Source organism: Pectobacterium fontis (assembly GCF_000803215.1).
Taxonomy (GTDB): Bacteria; Pseudomonadota; Gammaproteobacteria; order Enterobacterales; family Enterobacteriaceae; genus Pectobacterium; species Pectobacterium fontis.
In genome coordinates this window covers 37,287-59,684 of record NZ_JSXC01000017.1, presented here as the reverse complement: position 1 = coordinate 59,684, position 22,398 = coordinate 37,287, and the positions used below count along the sequence as shown (strand labels likewise).

24 protein-coding genes are annotated in these 22,398 nt (G+C 47.2%); 16 read left to right on the top strand and 8 right to left on the bottom strand.

The genetic code is table 11. The features are described from left to right. Nucleotides 1-73: 73 nt before the first annotated feature. Nucleotides 74-949 carry a flagellin N-terminal helical domain-containing protein gene (locus OI69_RS06245; RefSeq protein WP_039347506.1) on the bottom strand — a complete coding sequence of 292 codons (876 nt, stop codon included), beginning with the start codon at nt 947-949 and terminating at the stop codon, nt 74-76. Nucleotides 950-1,527: 578 nt separating this feature from the next. Between OI69_RS06245 and fliD the strand changes: the two genes are divergently transcribed. The 3 genes from fliD to fliT are packed head-to-tail and all read left to right on the top strand — an operon-like array spanning nt 1,528 to nt 3,732. After that, on the top strand, nt 1,528-2,916 hold the full coding sequence (gene fliD / locus OI69_RS06240) for a flagellar filament capping protein FliD (RefSeq protein ID WP_039347503.1): 1,389 nt from the start codon (nt 1,528-1,530) through the stop codon (nt 2,914-2,916). 25 nt (nt 2,917-2,941) lie between these two features. Continuing rightward, nucleotides 2,942-3,352 carry a flagellar export chaperone FliS gene (fliS, locus tag OI69_RS06235; RefSeq protein ID WP_039347499.1) on the top strand — a complete coding sequence of 137 codons (411 nt, stop codon included), beginning with the start codon at nt 2,942-2,944 and terminating at the stop codon, nt 3,350-3,352. After that, complete coding sequence (gene fliT, locus OI69_RS06230; RefSeq protein WP_039347496.1) at nt 3,352-3,732, top strand: flagella biosynthesis regulatory protein FliT; 381 nt, start codon at nt 3,352-3,354, stop codon at nt 3,730-3,732. Before fliS ends, fliT begins: the two co-directional genes overlap by 1 nt. A 274-nt stretch (nt 3,733-4,006) precedes the next feature. Here fliT and fliE read toward each other — a convergent pair whose 3' ends face one another. Then, nucleotides 4,007-4,321 carry a flagellar hook-basal body complex protein FliE gene (gene fliE, locus OI69_RS06225; RefSeq protein ID WP_039347493.1) on the bottom strand — a complete coding sequence of 105 codons (315 nt, stop codon included), beginning with the start codon at nt 4,319-4,321 and terminating at the stop codon, nt 4,007-4,009. Between the two features lie 259 nt (nt 4,322-4,580). Here fliE and fliF point away from each other — a divergent pair, with 259 nt between their 5' ends. The 13 genes from fliF to fliR all read left to right on the top strand — a co-directional run bounded on the left by fliF (nt 4,581) and on the right by fliR (nt 15,457). Beyond that, nucleotides 4,581-6,305: a flagellar basal-body MS-ring/collar protein FliF gene (fliF, locus tag OI69_RS06220; protein WP_039347490.1), complete on the top strand. Its 1,725-nt coding sequence runs from the start codon at nt 4,581-4,583 to the stop codon at nt 6,303-6,305. Next, nucleotides 6,302-7,294: a flagellar motor switch protein FliG gene (gene fliG / locus OI69_RS06215; RefSeq protein WP_039347488.1), complete on the top strand. Its 993-nt coding sequence runs from the start codon at nt 6,302-6,304 to the stop codon at nt 7,292-7,294. Before fliF ends, fliG begins: the two co-directional genes overlap by 4 nt. Beyond that, nucleotides 7,287-8,009 carry a flagellar assembly protein FliH gene (gene fliH, locus OI69_RS06210; RefSeq protein ID WP_039347485.1) on the top strand — a complete coding sequence of 241 codons (723 nt, stop codon included), beginning with the start codon at nt 7,287-7,289 and terminating at the stop codon, nt 8,007-8,009. Before fliG ends, fliH begins: the two co-directional genes overlap by 8 nt. Continuing rightward, on the top strand, nt 8,009-9,382 hold the full coding sequence (gene fliI, locus OI69_RS06205; RefSeq protein WP_039347509.1) for a flagellar protein export ATPase FliI: 1,374 nt from the start codon (nt 8,009-8,011) through the stop codon (nt 9,380-9,382). The genes fliH and fliI overlap by 1 nt, the downstream gene beginning before the upstream one ends. An 8-nt stretch (nt 9,383-9,390) precedes the next feature. Next, nucleotides 9,391-9,834, top strand: coding sequence for a flagellar export protein FliJ (gene fliJ / locus OI69_RS06200; protein ID WP_039347483.1), 444 nt, complete (start codon nt 9,391-9,393; stop codon nt 9,832-9,834). Next, nucleotides 9,834-11,132 (top strand): flagellar hook-length control protein FliK, encoded by a 1,299-nt coding sequence (locus OI69_RS06195; protein ID WP_039347479.1) that lies wholly within the window; start codon nt 9,834-9,836, stop codon nt 11,130-11,132. Before fliJ ends, OI69_RS06195 begins: the two co-directional genes overlap by 1 nt. Nucleotides 11,133-11,287: 155 nt before the next feature. Continuing rightward, a complete protein-coding gene (fliL, locus tag OI69_RS06190; RefSeq protein WP_039347476.1) occupies nt 11,288-11,767 on the top strand; it encodes a flagellar basal body-associated protein FliL in 480 nt (159 codons plus the stop codon). A 5-nt stretch (nt 11,768-11,772) separates the two neighbouring features. Beyond that, on the top strand, nt 11,773-12,786 hold the full coding sequence (gene fliM, locus OI69_RS06185) for a flagellar motor switch protein FliM (RefSeq protein ID WP_039347473.1): 1,014 nt from the start codon (nt 11,773-11,775) through the stop codon (nt 12,784-12,786). Continuing rightward, on the top strand, nt 12,779-13,192 hold the full coding sequence (gene fliN / locus OI69_RS06180; protein WP_039347471.1) for a flagellar motor switch protein FliN: 414 nt from the start codon (nt 12,779-12,781) through the stop codon (nt 13,190-13,192). Before fliM ends, fliN begins: the two co-directional genes overlap by 8 nt. Further along, nucleotides 13,192-13,614 (top strand): flagellar biosynthetic protein FliO, encoded by a 423-nt coding sequence (gene fliO, locus OI69_RS06175; RefSeq protein ID WP_039347468.1) that lies wholly within the window; start codon nt 13,192-13,194, stop codon nt 13,612-13,614. The genes fliN and fliO overlap by 1 nt, the downstream gene beginning before the upstream one ends. After that, a complete protein-coding gene (gene fliP, locus OI69_RS06170; protein WP_039347466.1) occupies nt 13,611-14,387 on the top strand; it encodes a flagellar type III secretion system pore protein FliP in 777 nt (258 codons plus the stop codon). Before fliO ends, fliP begins: the two co-directional genes overlap by 4 nt. Before the next feature lie 12 nt (nt 14,388-14,399). Beyond that, nucleotides 14,400-14,669, top strand: coding sequence for a flagellar biosynthesis protein FliQ (gene fliQ, locus OI69_RS06165; protein WP_039347463.1), 270 nt, complete (start codon nt 14,400-14,402; stop codon nt 14,667-14,669). Between the two features lie 2 nt (nt 14,670-14,671). Further along, nucleotides 14,672-15,457 carry a flagellar biosynthetic protein FliR gene (fliR, locus tag OI69_RS06160; protein ID WP_039347460.1) on the top strand — a complete coding sequence of 262 codons (786 nt, stop codon included), beginning with the start codon at nt 14,672-14,674 and terminating at the stop codon, nt 15,455-15,457. Nucleotides 15,458-15,790: 333 nt separating this feature from the next. Here the strand turns inward: fliR and flgL are convergent, their stop codons facing one another. The 6 genes from flgL to flgG all read right to left on the bottom strand — a co-directional run bounded on the left by flgL (nt 15,791) and on the right by flgG (nt 22,371). Continuing rightward, nucleotides 15,791-16,744 carry a flagellar hook-associated protein FlgL gene (gene flgL / locus OI69_RS06155; protein WP_039347457.1) on the bottom strand — a complete coding sequence of 318 codons (954 nt, stop codon included), beginning with the start codon at nt 16,742-16,744 and terminating at the stop codon, nt 15,791-15,793. A gap of 31 nt (nt 16,745-16,775) precedes the next feature. Beyond that, nucleotides 16,776-18,482 (bottom strand): flagellar hook-associated protein FlgK, encoded by a 1,707-nt coding sequence (gene flgK / locus OI69_RS06150; protein WP_039347453.1) that lies wholly within the window; start codon nt 18,480-18,482, stop codon nt 16,776-16,778. A gap of 125 nt (nt 18,483-18,607) precedes the next feature. Continuing rightward, on the bottom strand, nt 18,608-19,570 hold the full coding sequence (gene flgJ / locus OI69_RS06145) for a flagellar assembly peptidoglycan hydrolase FlgJ (protein ID WP_039347450.1): 963 nt from the start codon (nt 19,568-19,570) through the stop codon (nt 18,608-18,610). Then, the gene (locus OI69_RS06140; protein WP_039347447.1) at nt 19,570-20,679 is read right to left on the bottom strand and encodes a flagellar basal body P-ring protein FlgI; all 1,110 of its coding nucleotides are present in this window, start codon (nt 20,677-20,679) and stop codon (nt 19,570-19,572) included. Before OI69_RS06140 ends, flgJ begins: the two co-directional genes overlap by 1 nt. A 16-nt stretch (nt 20,680-20,695) precedes the next feature. Further along, a complete protein-coding gene (gene flgH, locus OI69_RS06135; protein WP_039347444.1) occupies nt 20,696-21,409 on the bottom strand; it encodes a flagellar basal body L-ring protein FlgH in 714 nt (237 codons plus the stop codon). A 179-nt stretch (nt 21,410-21,588) separates the two neighbouring features. Next, nucleotides 21,589-22,371, bottom strand: coding sequence for a flagellar basal-body rod protein FlgG (gene flgG, locus OI69_RS06130; RefSeq protein WP_039347440.1), 783 nt, complete (start codon nt 22,369-22,371; stop codon nt 21,589-21,591). Between the last annotated feature and the right edge of the window lie 27 nt (nt 22,372-22,398).

The window sequence follows — 22,398 nt, the reverse complement described above, 5'->3', positions numbered from 1 at the left end:
GAACTGGCTAAAGCCATAATAAAAAAAACCCGGCAGAACCGGGCTTTGGGAAGGACAGCTAAAAAATTTGGTATTAACGCAGCAGAGACAGAACGGTCTGCGGAACCTGGTTGGCCTGAGACAACACAGATGTACCAGCCTGTTGCAAAATTTGCGCTCGGCTCATGTTCGATACTTCCGTCGCATAATCTGCATCTTCAATACGGCTACGCGCAGAAGACAGGTTGTTGACAGTATTATTCAAGTTAGTGATAGTAGATTCAAAACGGTTTTGAATCGCACCCAAGTTACTACGTGCAGTATCAACGGCTTTCAGCGCAGTATCGACGGCATCAACGATTGTTTGAGCCAAACCACCACTACCACCGATTGTACCTGTACCGCCACTGATTGCGGCTACAGCAGTAGAAACGCCTGAAGACAAGCCATTAGTTCCCGTGCCAGCATTAACTAATGCGCCAGAGTCAATAGTAATGACTTCTGTTGCGCCAGTGTTAGCACCAACCTGAATGTTGATACCACCTGAAGCAGAACCGTCCAGCAATTTAGTACCGTTGAAAGAAGCAGAGGTAGCAACACGGTTGATTTCATCCAGACGCTGAGCCATTTCAGTATGGATAGAGACACGGTCAGTAGAGCTGTTGGTATCACTCGCAGCCTGAACAGCCAGCTCACGGATACGTTGCAAGTTATTATTGATTTCGTTCAGGTTGCCTTCAGCAGTTTGCGTCAGAGAGATACCGTCGTTAGCATTACGCGCAGCCTGAGTCAGACCTTTCACCTGTGCAGTCATACGGTTAGCAATCGCCTGACCAGCAGCATCATCTTTAGCGCTGTTGATACGCAGACCAGAAGACAGACGCTCAATAGCGGTACCCAAAGAAGACTGAGATTTGTTCAGGTTGTTCTGGGTAACCAGAGACATAGTATTAGTGTTGATTACTGCCATAATAGCGATTCCTTAATCAGTAAGTGTCGGTTTCGGGTTAGACCCACGGGTTCATCCCCGTCGCTAACATTTATCGGAACGCTTTCCAGAAGCTTTAATTTTTTTTTACTCAAATTCATTCTGGCTGTTTAAAAGATAGGTAGCGCTAACTTATAAAGTTAGCGCGGCAGAGCAAAACGGTCATCGTTGACTATGTTAAAACCGAGCACTACTTAATCGTTTCTCCTGAGCCGATTTTACAATGTAAACAAGACCATCAGCTTCTTAAAACCAGAGGTAATGCACGATAGGATCACCGTATGATACCTAACAACCAATCACTAAGCCTGAGCCACGACGGGGTTCACGAAGCAGGATACAGCCATATCTCAGCGTTGGCAGCGTTCAATCACCCGAATAGCTTATTCGACGAGCTTGCGCAGGGCCGGTATCCATATAGGCTATTAGAGGAAAATACAGCGCTGTATTTATGTTCTATACATTGTAAGAATAGCCCATACATTTATTGCTAAACTTATTATCTGTACAGCCGATACTAACTCCGTAGATCACCAAACTCTGAATAAAAGGATCCGATCATGGCAAGTATTTCTTCTTTAGGCGTGGGTTCTGGGCTGGATCTGAGCTCTTTATTAACACAGTTAAGAACAGCAGAAAATCAACGCCTAACGCCGATTACTACCCAACAAAGCAGCTATAAAGCCCAACTTACCGGCGTTAGCGCACTCAAAAGTGCCCTCGATAAGCTCAATACAGCCAACAATGCCTTAGCTAAATCTGAATCTTTTGGCATCACAACAGGCTCTATTGATGGCATAACGAATACCAAGGTTTCCAGCACCAACAAAGCATTTTCCACGACAACCAGCAGTGATGCGGTCGCAGGAAGTTATAGCATTGAAGTCCAGCAACTGGCACAGGCTCACTCAATCACTTCAGAGGCTAAAACTAGTGCGACAACAGCATTAAGCGAAACAGACACGACTATCACCATAGCTCAAGCAAACGGCAAATCACTGACTGTGAACATAACCGGTGGAGAAACCTCACTGAATGATGTTCGCGATACAATTAACAAAGCAAATGGCGGCGTTAGTGCAAGCGTAGTTAAAGCGAAGGACAATGAATACTATCTTATGCTTACGGCCAGAGATAGTGGTACTGAAGGGCAAATTACACTAACAGACAGTAGCGGTATATTGGGCACCACAACAGAGAAAGTTGCTGCCCAGAATGCCTTAATTGTGGCGAATGGTATCGAAATTGAACGCCAAAGTAATACCATTGATGACGCTTTTGAAGGTGTAACACTTACGCTTCTGGCAAAAACAGAAACTGATACGCCGGAAACGCTAACTATCGATCAAGATATTACTGGCATGAAAGATACGATCAAAGCCTGGGTCGATGCCTATAATGCACTTCAAGATACTATTAGCGCACAAACAAAATACACTGCTGTTGAAGCTGGAGAAGACCAATCTACTACCAACGGAGCGTTAATAGGTGATTCTACAGTTCGTACAATTCAGAATCAGTTGAAATCTCAACTCACTAGCGTACAAAACGATAACGATGAGTTCCATATTCTTGCTGACTTAGGCATTAGCCAGAATTTTAAAACGGGTAAGCTAGAAATAGATAACACTAAGCTTGAAAAGGCGTTGAAAGAAGAACCAGGTAAGGTGCAAAGCTTCTTCGTTGGTGATAATGATAAAACCGGATTTGCCACTCAGACACGTAGCTATCTGAAAGGGGTTCTGGATACCACAGAGGGTACAATCAAGACGAAAGAAGACAGTCTCAATAAAACGCTAAAGAGTCTTGATACACAATATACCCGTGTCAGCACTGGTATTGAAGAAACGATTGCCCGTTACCAGAAGCAATTTGTCGAACTTGATAAAGCAATGACTAATATGAATAGTACTATGTCTAGCCTGTCAAGTATGTTATCTAGCCTCTGAGTCATAAACAAAAGCAGGTAATATGATGTACAACATGAAAGGCAGCCAAGCCTATGCTCAGGTAGGTCTTGAAAGCAGTGTGATGAGCGCAAGCCCTCACCAGCTTATCGTCATGCTGTTTGATGGTGCGCGCAGTGCAATGGTGCGCGCACGCATCCTCATGGAGCAAGGCGACATTCCCGGCAAAGGTATGGCGTTATCTAAAGCAATCAATATTATCAACAACGGGCTAAAAGCCGGGTTAGATATGGAAGGTGGGGGCGAACTCGTTGAAAACCTGTCTGCGCTGTACGACTACATGTCTCAACGTTTGTTGATTGCCAACTTACATAACGATGCAAAAGTGATAGAAGAAGTCGAAGCACTCCTGGAAAATATTGCCGATGCCTGGCGGCAAATCGGCCCTAATTACAAACCTGAGCAGGAAGTAAGTTAATGGCCTCCCCCCATCGGCTTCTAAAAGATTACCAACAACTTTTGTCTCTGAGTCAAAAAATTCTTCGTTTGGCCGTCAGCGGCCAATGGGATACGTTGGTTGAGCAAGAGATTGTTTATGTTCAGTCCGTTGAAGGCCTGGTGAATACGCCAATTCCCGATGAAATTGACAGTGTGATGCGTCTGCATCTGCGACAAATTTTGCAGGAAGTGATGGATAATGAAGCGAAAGTAAAACAACTTCTGCAGAAGCGAATGGATGAGTTAAGTTCGTTGATGGGGCAGTCACTGAAACAAAAATCAATTAATACAACTTATAGCGAATTTGCAGGGCAGCGACTGCTGCCTGGCAATGCCTTACCTGATGAAACGCCTTCATAACACCACGTTGTAAGTATACTGTTATAACCGCGCCTCTATTTATTGAAACGTTTTCACCCATAACGATTGCTTTCAAGCGAAATGATCACACTATCGGTAGAACGAAATATATATGTAGGCGCTAAAAACGACGAAGACTAACGAGTTTAAAACCAAAAAGAAACAGGTGAGGAGAAGCCAGTACAACTAAAGATTGCACGCAATCTCATCTGCATTAACAGTGAGAACGCGCACAATAACATTGGTGATTACAGCCTGATACCATGAGTCGGTATCAAACAGACATATTCATCACTTCCTGATACGCAGAGACCAGTTTATTACGGACTTGAATACCCAACTGCATTGAAATGGATGATTTTTGCAAATCGACCATAACGTCATTCAATGCGACACCAGGCACACCCAAGGTAAATTTTTCACCCTGCGTACGAGCCACCTGCTGTGTTTCGCTGATTTTCCCCAGAGCTGCTTTCAACTCGCTGGCAAAACCAGGATCTACGGATGGTCTGGCTATTGGCGTACTCGAGGCTTGCAGAGCTTTAACCTGCATTTGCTGGAGAACGCCATCAATACCTTGAACCGACATAATACCTCACTAAGCCATGCTGATTAGGCTGTTTCATACACATTTATGACAGCGATACCCTATCACACCACACTTAGTCTAAATGGGGTAATTAGCGTGAAAAATGCCACCTTATCGACCCATCGATTTTTCTTTTACGGAAAATAATGACATGCCCATAAATTTAGGCGAAATATTTATTGATTGCGCAATCAGGGAGTTCTGTTTTGTCACGTCACAACGTTAAGTATATCGTTCAACAACCAAGCAGAGATAGAGTATGAACGCCTCATTAACCGGCACCGCTACCGGTAAAAACAGCTTTGGCGAAATACTCAACCGGTTACGCGCCAATCCGAAAATTCCGCTATTGATAGCAGCAGCCGCGACGATTGCTATTGTCGTTGCATTGACTTTATGGGCTAAAGGCCCAGATTATCGTGTTCTTTACAGCAACATAAATGACCGAGACGGCGGTGCAATTGTCAGCGAATTAACCAAGCTGAATATCCCTTACCGTTTTGCGGAAAACGGTGGGGCAATCATGATTCCCTCCGAAAATGTCTATGAAACCCGGCTCCGACTTGCCCAATTGGGGCTGCCTAAAGGCGGCGCTGTTGGCTTTGAATTGCTCGATCAGGAAAAGTTTGGCATTAGTCAGTTCAGTGAACAGATTAATTATCAACGCGCACTGGAGGGCGAGTTATCCAGAACAATAGAAACACTCGGTCCCGTTCAAAATGCGCGAGTCCATCTTGCTATACCGAAACCCTCACTGTTCGTTCGTGAACAGAAAGCGCCGTCTTCTTCTGTAACATTGACATTACAACCAGGTCGCGCACTAGACGAAGGGCAAATTAACTCTATTGTTTACATGGTTTCCAGCAGCGTGGCTGGCCTCCCCCCGGATAATGTTACAGTTGTCGATCAGACCGGACGCCTGCTAACTCAGGCAGGTGGCAGTGGTCGCGATCTCAATGCAGCGCAACTTAAGTTCAGTAACGAAGTTGAGGCGATGTATCAACGCCGCATAGAATCAATCGTTGCTCCAATGGTTGGTATGGGCAATGTACATGCTCAGGTCACTGCACAAATCGATTTCTCTGCTCGTGAACAAACAGATGAACAGTATCAACCCAACCAACCGCCGGACAAAGCGGCCGTTCGCTCTCAGCAAACCAGCCAGAGTGAACAACGTGGTGGCCCGAACGTAGGTGGCGTGCCCGGGGCATTATCCAATCAGCCAGCACCGGCACCAACTGCCCCTATCGCGACGCAGCCAAATAATGCCAACGCCAATGCGAATAATCAGGCTGGTCAGCAGAATCAAAACAATGCGGCGGGTGCGCAAGGCAATGCCGCTAATGCTAATACCGTCATTCAAACATCTAATGTTCGCAATGATGCAACAACCAACTATGAAGTCGACAAAACGATTTTACATACCAAACACAGCACGGGTGGTGTGAAGCGCTTGTCTGCGGCCATAATCGTCAACTACCAGCCCCCAGGTGAGGATGGCAAACCCGTTGCACTGACAGAAGAACAGATCAAGCAAATTGAAACGGTAGCGCGTGAAGCGATGGGCTTCTCTGCGGAACGCGGTGATACCTTAAATGTCGTTAATACGCCATTTATGGATACTACAGATGGTTCTGGCGAACTCCCCTTCTGGCAAACACAGGCATTCCTCGATCTCATGATGGAAGCTGGGCGCTGGTTGCTGGTTCTGATCGTTGCCTGGATCCTGTGGCGTAAACTGGTTCGTCCACAATTGCAGAAGAAAGCACAACAACAAGAAGCTGCGCTGGCAGCAGCAGCTCTGTCTAAAGATGCAGATGACGATGTTATGGTTAACCTGAGCAGCTCCGAAGTGGAACAGCAACGGAAATCGCAGCAACGCGTCAATGCAGAGATGCAAAGTAACCGCATACGTGAAATGGCAGAGAACGATCCACGCGTTGTCGCTCTGGTAATTCGTCAATGGATGAGTAGTGAACTATGAACCTGACAGGAACAGAAAAAAGCGCCATCTTATTGATGACCATTGGTGAAGACCGGGCCGCAGAGGTGTTTACTCATCTTTCGACTAAAGAAGTACAGCACCTCAGTTCTGCAATGGCAAACCTGCGTCAAGTATCGCAGCAGCAATTACTAGAAATATTGAGAGAATTTGAAGCAGACTCAGAGCAATATGCCGCTCTCAGCGTTAATGCCAGCGACTATCTCCGCTCAGTACTGATTAAAGCGCTGGGTGAAGAGCGTGCATCCAGCCTGTTGGAAGATATTCTGGAAAGCCGCGAAACATCCACTGGCATGGAAACGCTCAACTTTATGGAACCTCAGATTGCGGCAGACCTTATTCGCGACGAGCATCCACAGATCATTGCTACTATTCTGGTCCATCTGAAGCGTGCTCAGGCTGCTGACATTTTGGCGTTGTTTGACGAACGTCTTCGCCATGATGTCATGCTGCGTATCGCGACCTTCGGCGGCGTTCAGCCTTCAGCGCTGGCAGAACTGACAGACGTTCTGAATGGCTTGCTGGATGGCCAAAACATCAAACGCAGCAAGATGGGTGGTGTTCGTACTGCGGCTGAGATTATCAACCTGATGAAAAGTCAGCAGGAAGAAGCCGTTATCGATGCTGTGCGTGAGTTCGATGGCGAACTGGCACAGAAAATTATCGATGAAATGTTCCTGTTCGAAAATCTGGTCGATGTGGACGATCGCAGCATTCAGCGCCTTCTGCAAGAGGTCGAATCCGAGTCTCTGCTGTTGGCATTGAAAGGTGCCGAAGAGCCGCTACGCGAGAAATTCCTGCGCAACATGTCCCAGCGTGCGGCAGAAATTCTCCGCGACGACCTCGCAACCCGCGGCCCGGTGCGTATGTCTCAGGTCGAAAACGAACAGAAAGCCATTTTGCTCATCGTCCGTCGACTGGCAGACAGCGGCGAGATGATTATCGGTGGTGGCGAGGATGCTTATGTCTAATGCCCCCAAAAACCTGGCTTGGCAACCCTGGAAGCTCAATGATCTGGCTGAGTCGGTATCAAAATCAGTACCAGCGGATCAGGTGAGCGATGAGCCTGATGTGTCTGAAAGAGCATTTCTCGCTGAAGAAAATACGTTTTCTACCGCAGAGGATGAGTTGGCATTGCTGCGTGAAAGCACGATGCAGCAGGCTCGAGAAACTGGTTTTGCGCAAGGCCATCAACAAGGCTATGACGCTGGTTATCAGGAAGGTTTAGCTAAGGGACAACAGCAGGGTTTGCAGAATGCTTTACAGCAACAGCAGCCGATCATCGAACAGATGCAGCAAATGGTCACTGAATTCCAACAGACGTTGGATACACTTGATAGTGTGATTCCGGCTCGTCTAATGCAGTTGGCGTTAACCGCAGCGAAGCAAATTCTGGGGCAACCTCCGGTATGTGACGGTAACGCCCTGCTCGGCCAAATACAGCAATTGATCCAGCAAGAACCTATGTTTTCTGGTAAAACGCAGTTGCGCGTTCACCCTTCAGACTTGGAACGCGTTGAACAATATTTAGGCCCGACACTTAGCTTACATGGCTGGAGGCTTCTGGCTGATAGCCAACTCCACCCTGGTGGCTGTAAAGTCAGTGCGGAAGAAGGCGACCTGGATGCCAGTCTTGCAACACGCTGGCATGAACTTTGCCGCTTAGCCGCACCGGGAGAGCTATGATGACTTCACGCCTCGGACGTTGGCTTTCTTCTCTTGATTCATTTGAGAAGCGCATTGACGATACACCTTCGGTGCGTCGTTATGGCCGCTTAACCCGGGCGACAGGTTTAGTTTTGGAAGCGACTGGGCTACATATGCCGCTGGGGGCTACCTGCCTCATCGAACGGCAGAATGGCTCTTCTCCGGTTGAAGAAATCGAAAGTGAAGTTGTCGGCTTTAATGGACAAAAACTCTTTCTCATGCCGCTGGAAGAAGTTGAAGGTATTACGCCTGGAGCGCGTGTTTACGCTCGTGTCGGACAGGACAGCAGTAGTCAGGGAAAACAATTACCACTAGGTCCTGAACTACTGGGTCGGGTGCTGGATGGTAGCGCAAAACCGCTTGATGGTTTACCCGCGCCGGATACAGGCTATCGCGCACCGCTGATTACGCCACCGTTCAATCCATTACAGAGAACGCCTATCGAAAGTGTTCTCGATGTGGGCGTTAGAGCGATTAATGCCCTGCTTACCGTGGGACGTGGGCAACGGATGGGGCTGTTTGCTGGTTCCGGGGTAGGTAAAAGTGTGCTGTTGGGCATGATGGCACGCTATACTCAAGCTGACGTTATCGTTGTTGGCCTTATCGGCGAACGCGGTAGAGAAGTAAAAGATTTTATTGAGAATATCCTGGGCACAGAAGGACGCGCGCGTTCCGTCGTTATCGCAGCGCCAGCGGATGTTTCCCCATTATTAAGGATGCAGGGGGCCGCGTATGCTACGCGTATTGCTGAAGATTTTCGCGATCGCGGGCATCACGTACTGCTCATCATGGATTCACTCACGCGCTATGCCATGGCACAGCGTGAAATTGCCTTAGCTATTGGCGAGCCACCGGCAACGAAGGGTTATCCCCCTTCTGTTTTTGCCAAATTACCAGCATTGGTAGAACGCGCAGGCAATGGTATTCATGGCGGTGGCTCAGTCACTGCTTTCTATACTGTTCTGACAGAGGGTGACGATCAACAAGATCCTATCGCCGACTCTGCTCGCGCCATCCTTGACGGGCATATTGTATTGTCCCGTCAATTAGCCGAGTCCGGCCATTATCCGGCCATTGATATTGAAGCATCGATTAGCCGCGCGATGACAGCGCTGATCGATGAAGGCCACTATGCTTCCGTAAGGCAGTTTAAACAGTTACTATCCAGTTACCAACGTAACCGTGATTTAGTCAGCGTGGGTGCCTACGCAGCAGGTAGCGATCCCATGCTTGACAAAGCAATTCGGCTCTACCCGTACTTGGAAGCCTTCTTGCAACAAGGTATGTTTGAACAAAGTAACTACGAAGAATCCTGCCAGGCGTTGCACACTATTTTCCCTCGTAACGAGTAGGAGAGCAGATGAAAACCCAGTCACCGCTGGTTACACTACGCGAACTGGCGCAGAAAGACGTTGAGAAGGCAGCGGGCCAGTTGGGGCAGGTGCGTCAGGCACATCAACAGGCAGAGCAGCAGCTCAACATGCTGTTAAACTATCAGGATGATTATCGTCAAAAATTGAACTCGACGATGTCTGCTGGTATGGCGAATAATAGTTGGCAAAATTATCAGCAATTCATCCGAACGTTGGACAGTGCTATAGAGCAACACAGACAACAGCTCTCGCAATGGACATCACGTTTAGATTTAGCAATGAAGACCTGGCAAGAAAAGCAGCAGCGATTGAACGCTTTTGAGAAATTGCAAGATCGTGAAGTGACAAGACAACTTGCCAAAGAAAATAAAATCGAACAAAAACAAATGGATGAATTTGCCCAACGGGCTTCACAGAGGAAAGCAGAATAATGAATCTGTCCGCGTTACCTATAGCGACCACTGCCGGCGATACGAGCAGTTCTTCTGCTTCTCTGCTAACACAAGGCGAGCTGCCAAAAGATTTTGTTGATCTGTTGAGCAAACGCATAGCACAAGCAGTCGATACCTCGGGTAAAAAAGCGCTCGATAAAGTAGACGAAGAAGCCCTGCTAAACGCATTAGGGAAGGATAATGCTTCCCTCAGCCGTGAAGATTTAACGGCTCTGCTCTCTTCATTCAGTTCACTCACTGGTACAACCATCACAGCGGGTAAGCAAAGTCCAGAAATTACAGAGCAGGTAAAACTTAAGAGTCAGGGTGAAAAAGATGCCACTGACACCACACAAGATAATGTCATGGCAATGCAGGCGCTGCTTGCCATGTTGCAAACAACACAGCTTCCTACGCAACCTGCTGCTGATAACATCGCAGAAACGGCGGTTACGACGGGTTTAACTATTCCTGGATTTATTGATGCTAAGCGCCAGAATGTGTCTCCTACAGCAGGAGTAAATCATTCGGATGAAAATGCCAAAAACATACTGGCAAAGCTGCTCGACACATCAGTAATAGCAGATAAAGATGCAGGCATATCACGCGATCTGCATCATGCAGACAAGCAAGCATCATCAACAACGTCCGAATCTGCGGATGAAGCCGCAAAATTTGCACTCATGACACCGGCTTCTCTGGCAGGCGATCGTAATGCACCTGAATCGGCTTCTGCGGTAAACAATGGCGTGTCTCAAACAACACCACCTGTGGCACAGGCTATGCACGTTCAGCCCCCAGCGGTGGGAACCACGACCCCCGCACCTCAGGCAGCCAATGCACAACTGAATGCACCGTTTGGCTCACCACAATGGCAAGATGCTTTGGGCCAACAGATCGTGATGTTTAGCCGTAACGGCCAGCAGACCGCAGAACTACGTTTGAACCCACAAGAGTTAGGTGCTCTGCATATCAGTCTAAAAATCGATGATAATCAGGCACAAATCCATCTGGCTTCAGCGAGCAGTCAGGTTCGCTCAGCGCTAGAAGCCGCTCTGCCACATCTGCGTAATGCGATGGCAGAAAGCGGAATTAACCTTGGCCAGAGCAGTGTAGGTAGTGATTCTTCTGCCTGGCAGCAGCAAATGGCGAGTAATAATAACAACAGCAATAACCATGGCTCGTCTTACCAACAGCAATTTGGTCATTCAGCAGACAGTACAAGTGAATTATTAAACGTGCCAGAACAGTTAAGATCAATGGCATCATCAGTCAACGGCGTTGATATCTTTGCCTGAAACTAAAGTAAACGAATAAGTTAGCGCGATTTTCCCTGCCTATTCACTGTATTGAACAGTGCAATAGGCAGGATAATCATCGATATTACGCATTTATTTATTGTTGGTTTCATCCAGCAATAAATATCGATAAGTAACGGGAACTATCTTTGGCTATGTCTGATATGCAAGTTCGATCAGGACGTAAACGATCTGTCTGGATGATACTACTGATTATCATTGCCCTCGCTGCAACGGGTGCTGCGGGTGCTGCCTGGTGGCTATTAAATCAGAAAAACGCGGCAACGGCTGAGCAGGAGGTGCCACCACCGCCAGAGCCGGTTTTCATGCCATTGGATACCTTCACTGTTAATCTCGTCAATGCAGATAACGACCCTGACCGTGTTTTGTATGTTGGATTCACGCTGCGCTTACCAGATGAAGCAACTCGCACACGGTTCACGAATTATCTGCCAGAAGTTCGCAGCAGGCTGCTATTGTTACTTTCTCGTCAGGACGCTATTGCGCTCGCCAATGAGCAAGGTAAACAGAAGTTGATAGAGCAAATTAAGCAAGTGCTAAGCCCCCCATTAGTTCCTGGCCAACCTAACCAGGTCGTTACTGATGTTCTGTTCACGGCTTTTATACTGCGGTAACCATTATGGGCGATAGCATTCTTTCACAAGCAGAAATTGATGCATTATTAAATGGCGACAGCGGCGATAGCGACGCTGATGCAAATGCATCGTCAAAAACGGATGGAGACGTCAAACCCTACGATCCGAATACTCAGCGGCGTGTTATCCGCGAACGTTTACAGGCATTAGAAATTATTAATGAACGTTTCGCACGTCAATTTCGTATGGGGTTGTTTAACCTGTTACGTCGTAGCCCTGATATCACCGTAGGTGGCATCAAGATACAGCCTTATCATGAGTTTGCCAGGAATCTTCCTGTACCGACAAACCTGAATCTGATTCACTTAAAACCGCTACGTGGCACCGCATTATTTGTATTTTCACCAAGCCTGGTATTTATCGCCGTAGATAACCTTTTCGGTGGTGATGGGCGCTTCCCGACGAAAGTCGAAGGACGTGAATTTACTCACACAGAGCAACGTGTGGTTAAGCGAATGTTGCGCTTGGCTCTGGAAGCCTATGGCGAAGCGTGGAATGCGATTTACAAACTTGACATCGAATACGTGCGTTCAGAAATGCAGGTCAAGTTTACCAATATCACCACGTCGCCTAATGATATTGTTGTGACGACACCGTTTCATGTTGAAATCGGTTCACTTACTGGCGAATTTAATATCTGTATCCCTTTTTCAATGATAGAGCCGCTGCGTGAACTGCTCGCGAATCCGCCATTGGAAAACTCACGTCAGGAAGATCAGAGCTGGCGAGACACCTTAGCTAAACAGGTGCAGCATTCTGAGTTGGAATTAGTCGCAAGCTTTGTTGATATTCCACTACGACTGTCCAAGATTCTAAAGTTACAGCCCGGTGATGTATTACCGATCGATAAACCTGACAAAATCATTGCTCATGTTGACGGTGTGCCTGTATTGACCAGCCAATATGGCACATTAAACGGGCAATATGCTCTACGTGTTGAACATTTGATTAACCCTATATTGAATTCTCTGGATAACGAGGAACAGCCCCATGAGTGACATCAAGAAACCGTCCGACGACAAGGAATCAGTGGACGATCTGTGGGCTGATGCATTTAACGAGCAACAGGCTTCAGATAAACCAGCCGCAACAACGGAAGGTATTTTTAAATCGCTAGACGGTCATGATCCACTGGGTGCCTTGCAGGATATCGATCTTATATTGGATATCCCTGTCAAACTCACTGTTGAACTTGGTCGCACCAAAATGACGATAAAAGAGCTGCTTCGCCTGACTCAGGGTTCAGTGGTTGCGCTGGATGGCTTAGCCGGTGAACCGCTGGATATTCTGATTAATGGTTACCTGATTGCCCAAGGCGAAGTCGTCGTCGTATCTGATAAGTATGGTGTTCGTATTACCGATATCATCACACCATCCGAACGTATGCGCCGCCTGAGTCGTTAATGGCAACAGCCTCGGTTTCATCTCCGACGTCAGTATCAGGCCAGCAATCGACGCTTGTTACTGAACCGCCGCTTACCGGCAGCATGTTACTGACACAGGTCGGTAGCGTGCTTGCTGGTATTCTGTTATTTATACTACTGATAGCTTGGCTAGCCCGTAAACTCGGCTTTGCCCCACAGGGCAAACAAAACAAATTGCTAAAAGTGGTATCCAGTTGCCCTGTTGGGCAGCGCGAGCGTGTTGTTATTGTAGAAGTTGACAATACCTGGCTGGTGCTAGGTGTTACGACCCAACAAATCACACCGCTGCATACACTTCCAGCACAGCCAACCACCGACAGTTCTTCCACTGGCGATATCAAGCCGGTAGATTTCAATCAACTGTTAAAGAAAGTTTTAAAGCGTCCGGAAAAATCGGAATGAGTGCCTTGCCTAATTATTTTCGTATCATCGCCCTGCTTCGCACACTGCGCTATGGTTTAGCCATCGGTTTATTGTTCATAGCTCCATCCGTATGGGCGCAGATCCCTGGTATTGTGACGCAACCGCTACCTAACGGTGGGCAGAACTGGACACTACCCGTACAAACGCTGGTTTTCCTCACGTCATTAACATTCATTCCTGCCGCATTGTTAATGATGACTAGCTTCACCCGCATCATTATCGTACTGAGTTTGTTACGCAATGCGTTGGGTACACCAACCGCGCCACCGAACCAGGTATTACTCGGTTTAACGCTTTTTCTGACATTTTTTGTTATGTCTCCAGTCTTAAATCGCGTTTATGACGAAGCCTATCTTCCCTTCAGTCAAGATCAAATCAGCATGGAAACCGCCATCGAACGTGGCGCAGAACCGTTGCGTGAATTCATGCTGCGGCAGACCCGGGAAACCGATCTGGCATTATTTACCCGGCTGGCAGAAATCCCTGAGATTCAGGGACCTGAAGCAGTACCGATGCGTGTGCTTCTCCCTGCATTTGTAACCAGCGAGCTAAAAACAGCTTTCCAGATCGGCTTTACTGTATTTATTCCTTTTCTGATCATCGACCTTGTTGTTGCCAGTGTTTTGATGGCGCTGGGGATGATGATGGTTCCTCCGGCGACCATTTCTTTGCCTTTTAAACTCATGCTTTTCGTATTAGTCGATGGCTGGCAGCTACTACTTGGTTCATTAGCCCAAAGTTTTTATAGTTAGAGGAATGCGACTATGACACCAGAATCGGTCATGGCTCTTGGCTATGAGGCAATGAAAGTAGCGTTGGCACTCGCCGCACCTCCCCTGATAGCCGCCCTGCTCAGCGGGCTGTTTATTAGTCTTTTACAAGCCGCCACTCAAATAAACGAAATGACATTGTCGTTTATCCCTAAGATTCTAACTGTCTTTTTCACCTTGGTGATTGCTGGCCCTTGGATGTTAAACCTTATGCTGGACTATATGCGTACACTATTCGGCCAATTACCTAATATTATTGGGTAAACATGCTGACGTTTAACAGTTGGGACATGGTTAACTGGGTGAGCCAATTTTTCTGGCCATTCGTCAGGATCCTTGCACTGATCAGCACCGCACCTGTCTTTAACGAAAGAGCCATTGGTAATCGGGTGAAAATTGGTCTGGGTGCACTAATTACTCTGCTTGTTGCCCCCTATTTACCGTTAAATACTACCCCTATCTTTTCAGTAGCGGGGGTATGGTTGCTAATACAGCAGATTCTCATCGGCGTTACCCTGGGCCTGTCAATGCAGTTAGCATTTGCCGCGATCCGTCATGCAGGTGAACTCATCGGCTTACAGATGGGGCTCGCCTTTGCAACCTTCTTTGATCCAACTGGCGGCCCGAACATGCCGGTCATTGCTCGTTTCATGAATATTCTCGCCATTTTACTCTTTTTGACCTTTGATGGGCATCTCTGGCTGATTTCGTTATTGGCAGATAGCTTCTATACCCTGCCCATCAGTGCCGATCCAATTAACAGCAATGCCTTTCTTGCTCTTGCACGGGCTGGTGGACTGATTTTTATTAATGGATTGATGTTGGCGTTACCCATCATCACGCTGTTGCTAACCATCAACCTGGCATTAGGTATGCTTAACCGTATGGCACCACAACTCTCAATATTTGTAGTAGGTTTCCCGATAACCCTCACCGTCGGAATTATAACGATAGGGTTATTACTTCCCCTTATTCCACCATTCGCAGAGCATTTGTTCAGTGAGGTTTTCGACTTACTCGCTGATATTCTTAGCCAGCTATCAAGTTCTTGAATACCGATCGAATGTAACCCCGTAGAGTCCAAAAACCAGACCGGCTACAGGTTCAGCACATGCTTACCACCGCTTGTTCGGTATCCCCCATTTTTCACATGATGATAAGAGCCGTAATTGAGATCAATTGTGCTTAGAAAGCAATGGCAAATATTGATGGATGGGCTAAGCCAGGTATTGTATGAAAGGAAATGACAAAAAAATTCAGGGTGGTGGGAAATAAAAAATGGCATGTCATTCAATATAATAAAGCGAATGACACGCCTAAAAAATACGCCCGGTTTAAGCGTATTCAAACCGTAAAGTAGAATAGATAAATATATTCTATCGCTACTATTTTATCTGGAATAACGACATTCCCTGCATATTCTGGAAAGCCGTATAAGAAGCCTGAAGAGAAGATTGCTGCATGATGTAAGACGAAATTGCCTCATACCAATCGGTATCCTGCAATTGCGACAGTGTCGTTTTGTTTGTTACATCACGATCCTTACCAATCGAATTAAGATTATCAATCTCATTGAGCTGAATCCCCAACACTGCATTAACAGATGAGATATTATTCAACGAGTTGTTTAAGCCTCGATTAGCCGTTTCCATCGCCGCTGCAACACTTGTCTTTGTCGCATCATCGGCATCGCTAAGTGGAGTCTCAAGCGCGTTAATTGCGATATCCAGCGTTTCAAACAGATCCGATTGGATACTGCCATCAGGCTCTTTTTTAGCATCGCCCGTAGAACCATTAAACACGGTAGAACCAATATGACCCACTGTCATTGTACGCGCAGCATCTACACGTTGTGAAATAGCCTCGTTCCCACCAACATATTCTATTCCCGCAGTACCTTCAACAAAAGGCATACTATCTGTTTCATAGCCTGCAAAAATAAAATTACCATTACCATCGGTACTATTAGCCAGATTGAGTAATTCAGCTTTCATGCCACGCAGGGACGTCGCGACCGATTTACGATCATCATCACTCAAAACACCGCCGCCTTTAATAACTTCGGTCAATGCACTGGTTACAGTTGTGACGCTTTTATCCAAAATAGATGACTCAAGGGACATGCTTTGTTGAGCAAAGGTACGAGCCAGCGTGTACTGGCTATTTTCCGACTGTGCCTGGCCAAGCATGATAGCACCTGCCGCCGCAATTGGATCATCCGATGGATTTACAACACGCTTACCCGTTGACAGTTGTTCACCTGTCTTTTGCCACGTAGCTTGACCATTCAGAATGCCTTGCATATTTTGCTGATATATCATGCTGGTACTTAAACGCATGGTATTAATTCCTCTTCTTCAAATGGTCAAATTAGCTACGAGCCGCTAACAGGGCATCAAATATAGATTGTGCGGTTTTGATAACCTGAGCATTCGCCATATAATATTGTTGGTAACGCATTAAATCGCCGTATTCTTCATCAAGGTTTACACCCGATACAGACTGCTGTTCTGCCGTTAATTGCTTAACAACGTTTTGCTGCGACGTATTATTTATTTTCAGAGTGCTGGTCTGGTTACCAATTTCTCCGACGATACTGGCATAAGCGCCAGAAATGCTCGCTTTACCACCGACGAGTTGTTCATTTTGTAGAGCGAGTAACGCCTTCGCATTGGTATTATCGCTAACACCACCAAATACAGGATTACCACTGGCATCCACAACAGCATTACCTGAAGAATCGAGTTTAACAGACGCTGCTGCAATCTTATTCGGATCGGAAATCGCTACAGACATATCAGTGATGACATCGTTGACAGGTTTGAGTAAAAAACTGTCATTGGTCGCGGGTGTTCCCGTGATGGTCATCTTGATGCCATCAAAGTTCAGACTGCTCTCTGCGGGAGTACCTGATGTCGTCACAGCCGCAGTGAATTTTGAATTATCGGACAAACGTGTAACTTGCCAGTTAGCGCCATCATATTTAATCGAGTAGTTGGTTGCCAACACATCTTTGCTACTGGTATAAGACGGCGTTAACACGGCACTGCCGCTATTTTTAGCGTCGTTCAGAGCGACAGCTTCACCAAAAGAGAAGAAATCACCACCTTTAACACCATCACGGTCATAGCCTTGCTGATGTTGAGCATTAAACGCGTCAGCGAATGCCAGCGCTAGCTGCCCTAGCTGAGCGCGCGTTTCATCCAGCGTATCTGTACGAAAAGAAAGCAATCCACCTAATGAACCACCCGTCAAGGTACTTTCATTTAACGCAACAACATCACCAGTCCGGTCTTGATAACCGATAGTAAGACGAGCAGGTTCAGTACTAGAGCTTATCGCCACCAACTGATTACTGCTGCCAGACTGAACCAAATTCGTACCATTTTTTAATGCAACGTTGTAGACGATCTCATCCTGAACAGTAACATCGACCCCCACCAATTTATTGAGTTGGTCAACCAGGAGATCGCGTTGATCGAGCAAATCGTTAGGCATCGTGCCACTATTTGCTCCCATCAGTTTCGTGATTTCATTGTTTAACGATGCAATTTGTTCGGTATACGTATTAACCTGACCAACAATACTTTGGATCTGTGTATTCAGACCGCTGTCCATATCACGCAGATATTTATCGGTGGATTTAAATTGGTTGACTAACCCTTCGGCTTTACCTAACACAGTTTGGCGAGTAGATGAATCACCCGAATTACTGGTGAGGTTTTGCAAGTTAGAAAAGAAATCCTGAATTGTTGATGAAAGGCTCGTTGTGCTGCTAGCCAGCAGGTTATCAATTTTGGATATCTGCTCATAGTGAGCAGAAACAGAGCTGCTTGTCGTTTGTGCAGCACGCAACTGGTTGGTGATGAATTCGTTGTACTGACGGTTGACGCTAACAACATTAACACCGTTGCCAATATACCCAGCCGATGTGCTGTTGCTAATGGCCTGCTCAAGTATTGTATTTTGCCGACTATATCCAGTAACAGCCTGATTACTAATGTTGTTACTCACGGTACTCAGCGCAACCTGTGCACCTTTTAAGCCACTCATCGCGGTATAAATTAAATTGGACATAGGATGTTGTTCCTTTTACACAGGCTCTTGTCACCCATGTGATTAACCAAATGCTGAAAGCAGCAAATACGCTACATAACTTAATTACTTTATCGGTAAGGAAGCGCAAATCTTGAATAAAAAAATCAAAATAGGCGACTCAAATCATGAGTGTATGCTTTCACCACTTTATCGCCAGAATTCTTCATTTGCTGGATCATGTTAACCAACTTCTGAGCATATTGCGGATCTGTTGCATAGCCCGCTTTTTGTAAAGCATGCGCAGCTTGCTCAGCCGTTCCTGCGCTCATCACAGCAGAATAGCGTGGATTATTGGTGAGTAATTTCACATAGTCACCAATCGCTTCAATGTAGGAATCGTATACCCTGAAACTGGCTTTTACTTTTTTAGCCACGCCCTGCTCATACTCTGTCGTGGTGATCTCCGTTGTCGGCCCATTCCAACTGCTACCAGCCTTGATACCAAAAAGGTTGTGGCTTGGTCGCCCATCTTCAGTAGGAATTTCACGCTGTCCCCAACCAGACTCAAGCGCGGCCTGAGCAATAATAAGATGATGGGGGATGCCGCTGTGCTGGCTGGCAATCTGCGCTGGCAAGGAAATCTGTGACACAAAGTTACTATTGGATAACGGCAAGGCTGACCCCGTAGTGGGCAGTCTGGGCAGCGCTTTGCGCACCATTTGCTCCACTGCCGCAGTTGGCATGGTTTTAAGCACATCACCATCGAACGTTAAGGGAACAGAAGGAACGGTTGCTTTAGCTGCCGCAGCGTCAGGGGACTGCCGGGTCAATTGCTCAACCATGACATCTGCAAGTCCCAGTCCTTTTCCCTTCGTTGAAATCTCCTGGGCAATTTGCTGGTCATACATTGAGGTATACAGACGCGTCTGATCGCTGTTGAATAGCCCGTCCTGCGGAATCGCAGAACGCATGCTTTTCATCATCAATTGGACAAACACGCCTTCCATTTGTTGCGCCACTGCCCTGATACCCTCTTTACTTTGAGGGTTACCTGAAACTTCGCGTTTCAAGGTATTCAGTGATTGCGCATCATAGGCCGCATTATTCAGCGTCTGTATATCACTCATCAGATAATTTCCAGTTTAGCTCGCAAGCAGCCCGCACTTTGCATCGCCTGCAGAATAGACATCAGCTCCATCGGCGTCGCTCCCAGAGAATTCAGCGCACGCACAACGTTGTTGAGATTGGCGCTGGAATTGACGCGCTGTAAAGCACCGCCCGCTTGCTGAACCGAGATCTCTGTTTGCGGTGTGACCACCGTCTGACCGCCACCAAAAGGAGTATTAGGCTGACTAACGTTAGCCTGCTGATTGATCGTCACAGAAAGGTTGCCCTGAGCGATAGCGCAGCTATCCAGCGTGACATCACGGTTCATCACGACAGAACCGGTACGAGAATTGATGATAACTTTGGCGTCCTGAATACCGACGTTGACCTCAATATTCTGGACATCGGCCAAAAAGCGAACCTGAGAACTATTACCATGTGGGGCAAGCACCTGGATAGTCCGTGAATCCAGCGGGCTCGCTGTACCACCGTATCCAGAACGGTTGATCGCGTCACTCACCTTCTGCGCCATTGAAAAATCGTCGTTCTTCAGTTGCAACATGATGGTGTTCGACGTACCAAATGTGCTTGGCAACTCCCTTTCAATCACGGCACCGTTGCTGATACGGCCACCAGCAAGCTGGTTAACCTGAACGCTGCTGCCACCAGCAGAAGCGCCAGCGCCACCAACTAAAACGTTACCCTGAGCCAGCGCATACACCTGATTATCCACCCCTTTTAGTGGGGTCATTAGCAGCGTCCCGCCACGCAGGCTCTTCGCATTACCGAGTGAAGACACGACGACATCAATATTCTGGCCAGCTCTGCCGAAAGCCGGAAGTTCAGCCGTTACCATTACCGCAGCTACGTTTTTCAACTGCATATTGGTGCCGGCTGGAACAGTAATCCCTAGCTGGGAAAGCATGTTAGTTAAACTTTGCGTGGTAAATGGCGTCTGCATGGTCTGGTCACCAGAACCATCCAGACCAACAACTAAACCGTAACCGATCAACGCGTTACCACGTACGCCCTGAATATTCACCAGATCGCGAATTCTCTCTGCCGATGCAGGGGCAATATTCAGCGCCAGTAATGTCAACAGTACAGTGAAAAATGATGCAATCCGCATGGCAGGCCTCTTAAGCTTAGAACGGAGAAACATTGAGGAAGAACCGTTGTAACCAGCCCATGTTTTGCGCTTCGTTAATATAGCCATTACCGACATATTCAATACGCGCGTCCGCAACCTGAGTTGATGGCACCGAGTTGTTGCCACTAATGGTTCTCGGATTAACGACCCCTGAGAAGCGGATAAACTCAGTTCCCTGATTAATGGCAATTTGTTTTTCACCAACAACCTGTAAGTTGCCATTAGCCAACACTTGGCCCACAGTGACCGTAATAGTGCCGCTGAACGTGTTATTGGCATTGGCGCCACCCTGACCAGCAAATTCGTTTGTTCCGGTCGCGTTCAGAGCCGCTCGGTTATTGCCAAGGGGCCCTTCCAGATAACGCGGCGTTGCCGTCAGACCAAACGTGGACGAACCATCTCGACTAGCGTTAGCAGACGAGCTTTTACTGGCGCTGACATTCTCCTGCAACACGATCGTCAAGGTGTCACCAACATTACGCGGGCGACGATCCTCAAACATCGGTTGATAGCCATAGTTCATCGGCTGCACGGTTTGGAAAATAGAACCATTGGGACCGGCTAATACTGGCGATGCAGGCTGGGCAGTCGTAGGCCCAGTGACAACTTTATCATGCGGAATGTAGGCGCAACCGCTAAGTGCTACCATTGCGATCAATGCCACCAGAAGGGGTCGGCGGAGTGGTTTGATAACCGACTTTGCATTCATTATCACTGCGGATATCGCCTTAAATTAATCTATTTCACATATTCACGGGGTAAATCAGAACCATAAAACCCCATCGGCCTGGTGCTTATGGTCATCATTACCCCGTTAACGCTGTCTATACTGCCAACATCAGGCCACCAGAATCCCCGCTCTCGCGCCTGACATTAGCGGGTTCCCCATTACAGTTGGGTCAGCTTCTGCAACATCTGGTCAGAAGAAGAGATCGCTTTACTGTTGATTTCGTAAGCACGCTGAGTCTGAATCATCGATACCAATTCCTCAGCCACGTTAACGTTGGAGGTTTCGACATATTTCTGATACAGCAGACCTGCACCATTCAGACCTGGGTTTGTCTCATTCGGCGCACCAGAGCTTGCGGTTTCCAGATACAGGTTTTCACCCATACTCTCAAGGCCGCTATCGTTAATAAAGGTTGTCAGCGTCAACTGACCAATCTGGTTTGTTGCCGCCTGCCCTTGCAATTTAACGCTGACGATACCATCACGACCAATATTAAGTTCAGTCGCATTGGCAGGAACGGTAATCGCTGGCTGAACCTGATAACCACTGGATGTCACTAACTGGCCGTTACCATCAAGCTGGAACGCACCGTCACGCGTGTAAGCCGTTGTACCGTCAGGCAACTGAACCTGAAAGAATCCCTGACCTTTAATCGCAACGTCCTTAGAGTTACCCGTCTCGGAAAACGTACCTTGCGTATGAATACGTTCTGTTGATACCGGACGAACACCCGTACCTAACTGCAAACCGGACGGTAGCATGGTTTGCTCTGAAGACTGAGCGCCGGGCTGACGAATTGTTTGATACATCAAGTCTTCAAATACCGCACGCTGACGCTTAAAACCATTGGTGCTGACGTTTGCCAAGTTATTGGAAATAACGTCCATATTGGTTTGCTGAGCATTCAAGCCGGTTTTTGCAATCCACAAAGAACGGATCATTTATTCACTCCTGTGCGCACTCGGCGC

Bases quoted from the DNA above. Each gene is read 5' to 3' on its own strand.
- fliF (WP_039347490.1), top strand. From the start codon at position 4,581: ATGAACGCCTCATTAACCGGCACCGCTACCGGTAAAAACAGCTTTGGC.
- OI69_RS06195 (WP_039347479.1), top strand. From the start codon at position 9,834: ATGAATCTGTCCGCGTTACCTATAGCGACCACTGCCGGCGATACGAGC.
- OI69_RS06245 (WP_039347506.1), bottom strand. From the start codon at position 949: ATGGCAGTAATCAACACTAATACTATGTCTCTGGTTACCCAGAACAAC.
- fliP (WP_039347466.1), top strand. From the start codon at position 13,611: ATGAGTGCCTTGCCTAATTATTTTCGTATCATCGCCCTGCTTCGCACA.
- flgG (WP_039347440.1), bottom strand. From the start codon at position 22,371: ATGATCCGTTCTTTGTGGATTGCAAAAACCGGCTTGAATGCTCAGCAA.
- fliI (WP_039347509.1), top strand. From the start codon at position 8,009: ATGACTTCACGCCTCGGACGTTGGCTTTCTTCTCTTGATTCATTTGAG.
- fliT (WP_039347496.1), top strand. From the start codon at position 3,352: ATGGCCTCCCCCCATCGGCTTCTAAAAGATTACCAACAACTTTTGTCT.
- fliO (WP_039347468.1), top strand. From the start codon at position 13,192: ATGGCAACAGCCTCGGTTTCATCTCCGACGTCAGTATCAGGCCAGCAA.
- fliG (WP_039347488.1), top strand. From the start codon at position 6,302: ATGAACCTGACAGGAACAGAAAAAAGCGCCATCTTATTGATGACCATT.
- OI69_RS06140 (WP_039347447.1), bottom strand. From the start codon at position 20,679: ATGCGGATTGCATCATTTTTCACTGTACTGTTGACATTACTGGCGCTG.
- flgJ (WP_039347450.1), bottom strand. From the start codon at position 19,570: ATGAGTGATATACAGACGCTGAATAATGCGGCCTATGATGCGCAATCA.
- fliN (WP_039347471.1), top strand. From the start codon at position 12,779: ATGAGTGACATCAAGAAACCGTCCGACGACAAGGAATCAGTGGACGAT.
- flgK (WP_039347453.1), bottom strand. From the start codon at position 18,482: ATGTCCAATTTAATTTATACCGCGATGAGTGGCTTAAAAGGTGCACAG.
- fliR (WP_039347460.1), top strand. From the start codon at position 14,672: ATGCTGACGTTTAACAGTTGGGACATGGTTAACTGGGTGAGCCAATTT.
- fliM (WP_039347473.1), top strand. From the start codon at position 11,773: ATGGGCGATAGCATTCTTTCACAAGCAGAAATTGATGCATTATTAAAT.
- fliD (WP_039347503.1), top strand. From the start codon at position 1,528: ATGGCAAGTATTTCTTCTTTAGGCGTGGGTTCTGGGCTGGATCTGAGC.
- flgH (WP_039347444.1), bottom strand. From the start codon at position 21,409: ATGAATGCAAAGTCGGTTATCAAACCACTCCGCCGACCCCTTCTGGTG.
- fliS (WP_039347499.1), top strand. From the start codon at position 2,942: ATGTACAACATGAAAGGCAGCCAAGCCTATGCTCAGGTAGGTCTTGAA.
- fliH (WP_039347485.1), top strand. From the start codon at position 7,287: ATGTCTAATGCCCCCAAAAACCTGGCTTGGCAACCCTGGAAGCTCAAT.
- fliJ (WP_039347483.1), top strand. From the start codon at position 9,391: ATGAAAACCCAGTCACCGCTGGTTACACTACGCGAACTGGCGCAGAAA.
- fliL (WP_039347476.1), top strand. From the start codon at position 11,288: ATGTCTGATATGCAAGTTCGATCAGGACGTAAACGATCTGTCTGGATG.
- fliE (WP_039347493.1), bottom strand. From the start codon at position 4,321: ATGTCGGTTCAAGGTATTGATGGCGTTCTCCAGCAAATGCAGGTTAAA.
- fliQ (WP_039347463.1), top strand. From the start codon at position 14,400: ATGACACCAGAATCGGTCATGGCTCTTGGCTATGAGGCAATGAAAGTA.
- flgL (WP_039347457.1), bottom strand. From the start codon at position 16,744: ATGCGTTTAAGTACCAGCATGATATATCAGCAAAATATGCAAGGCATT.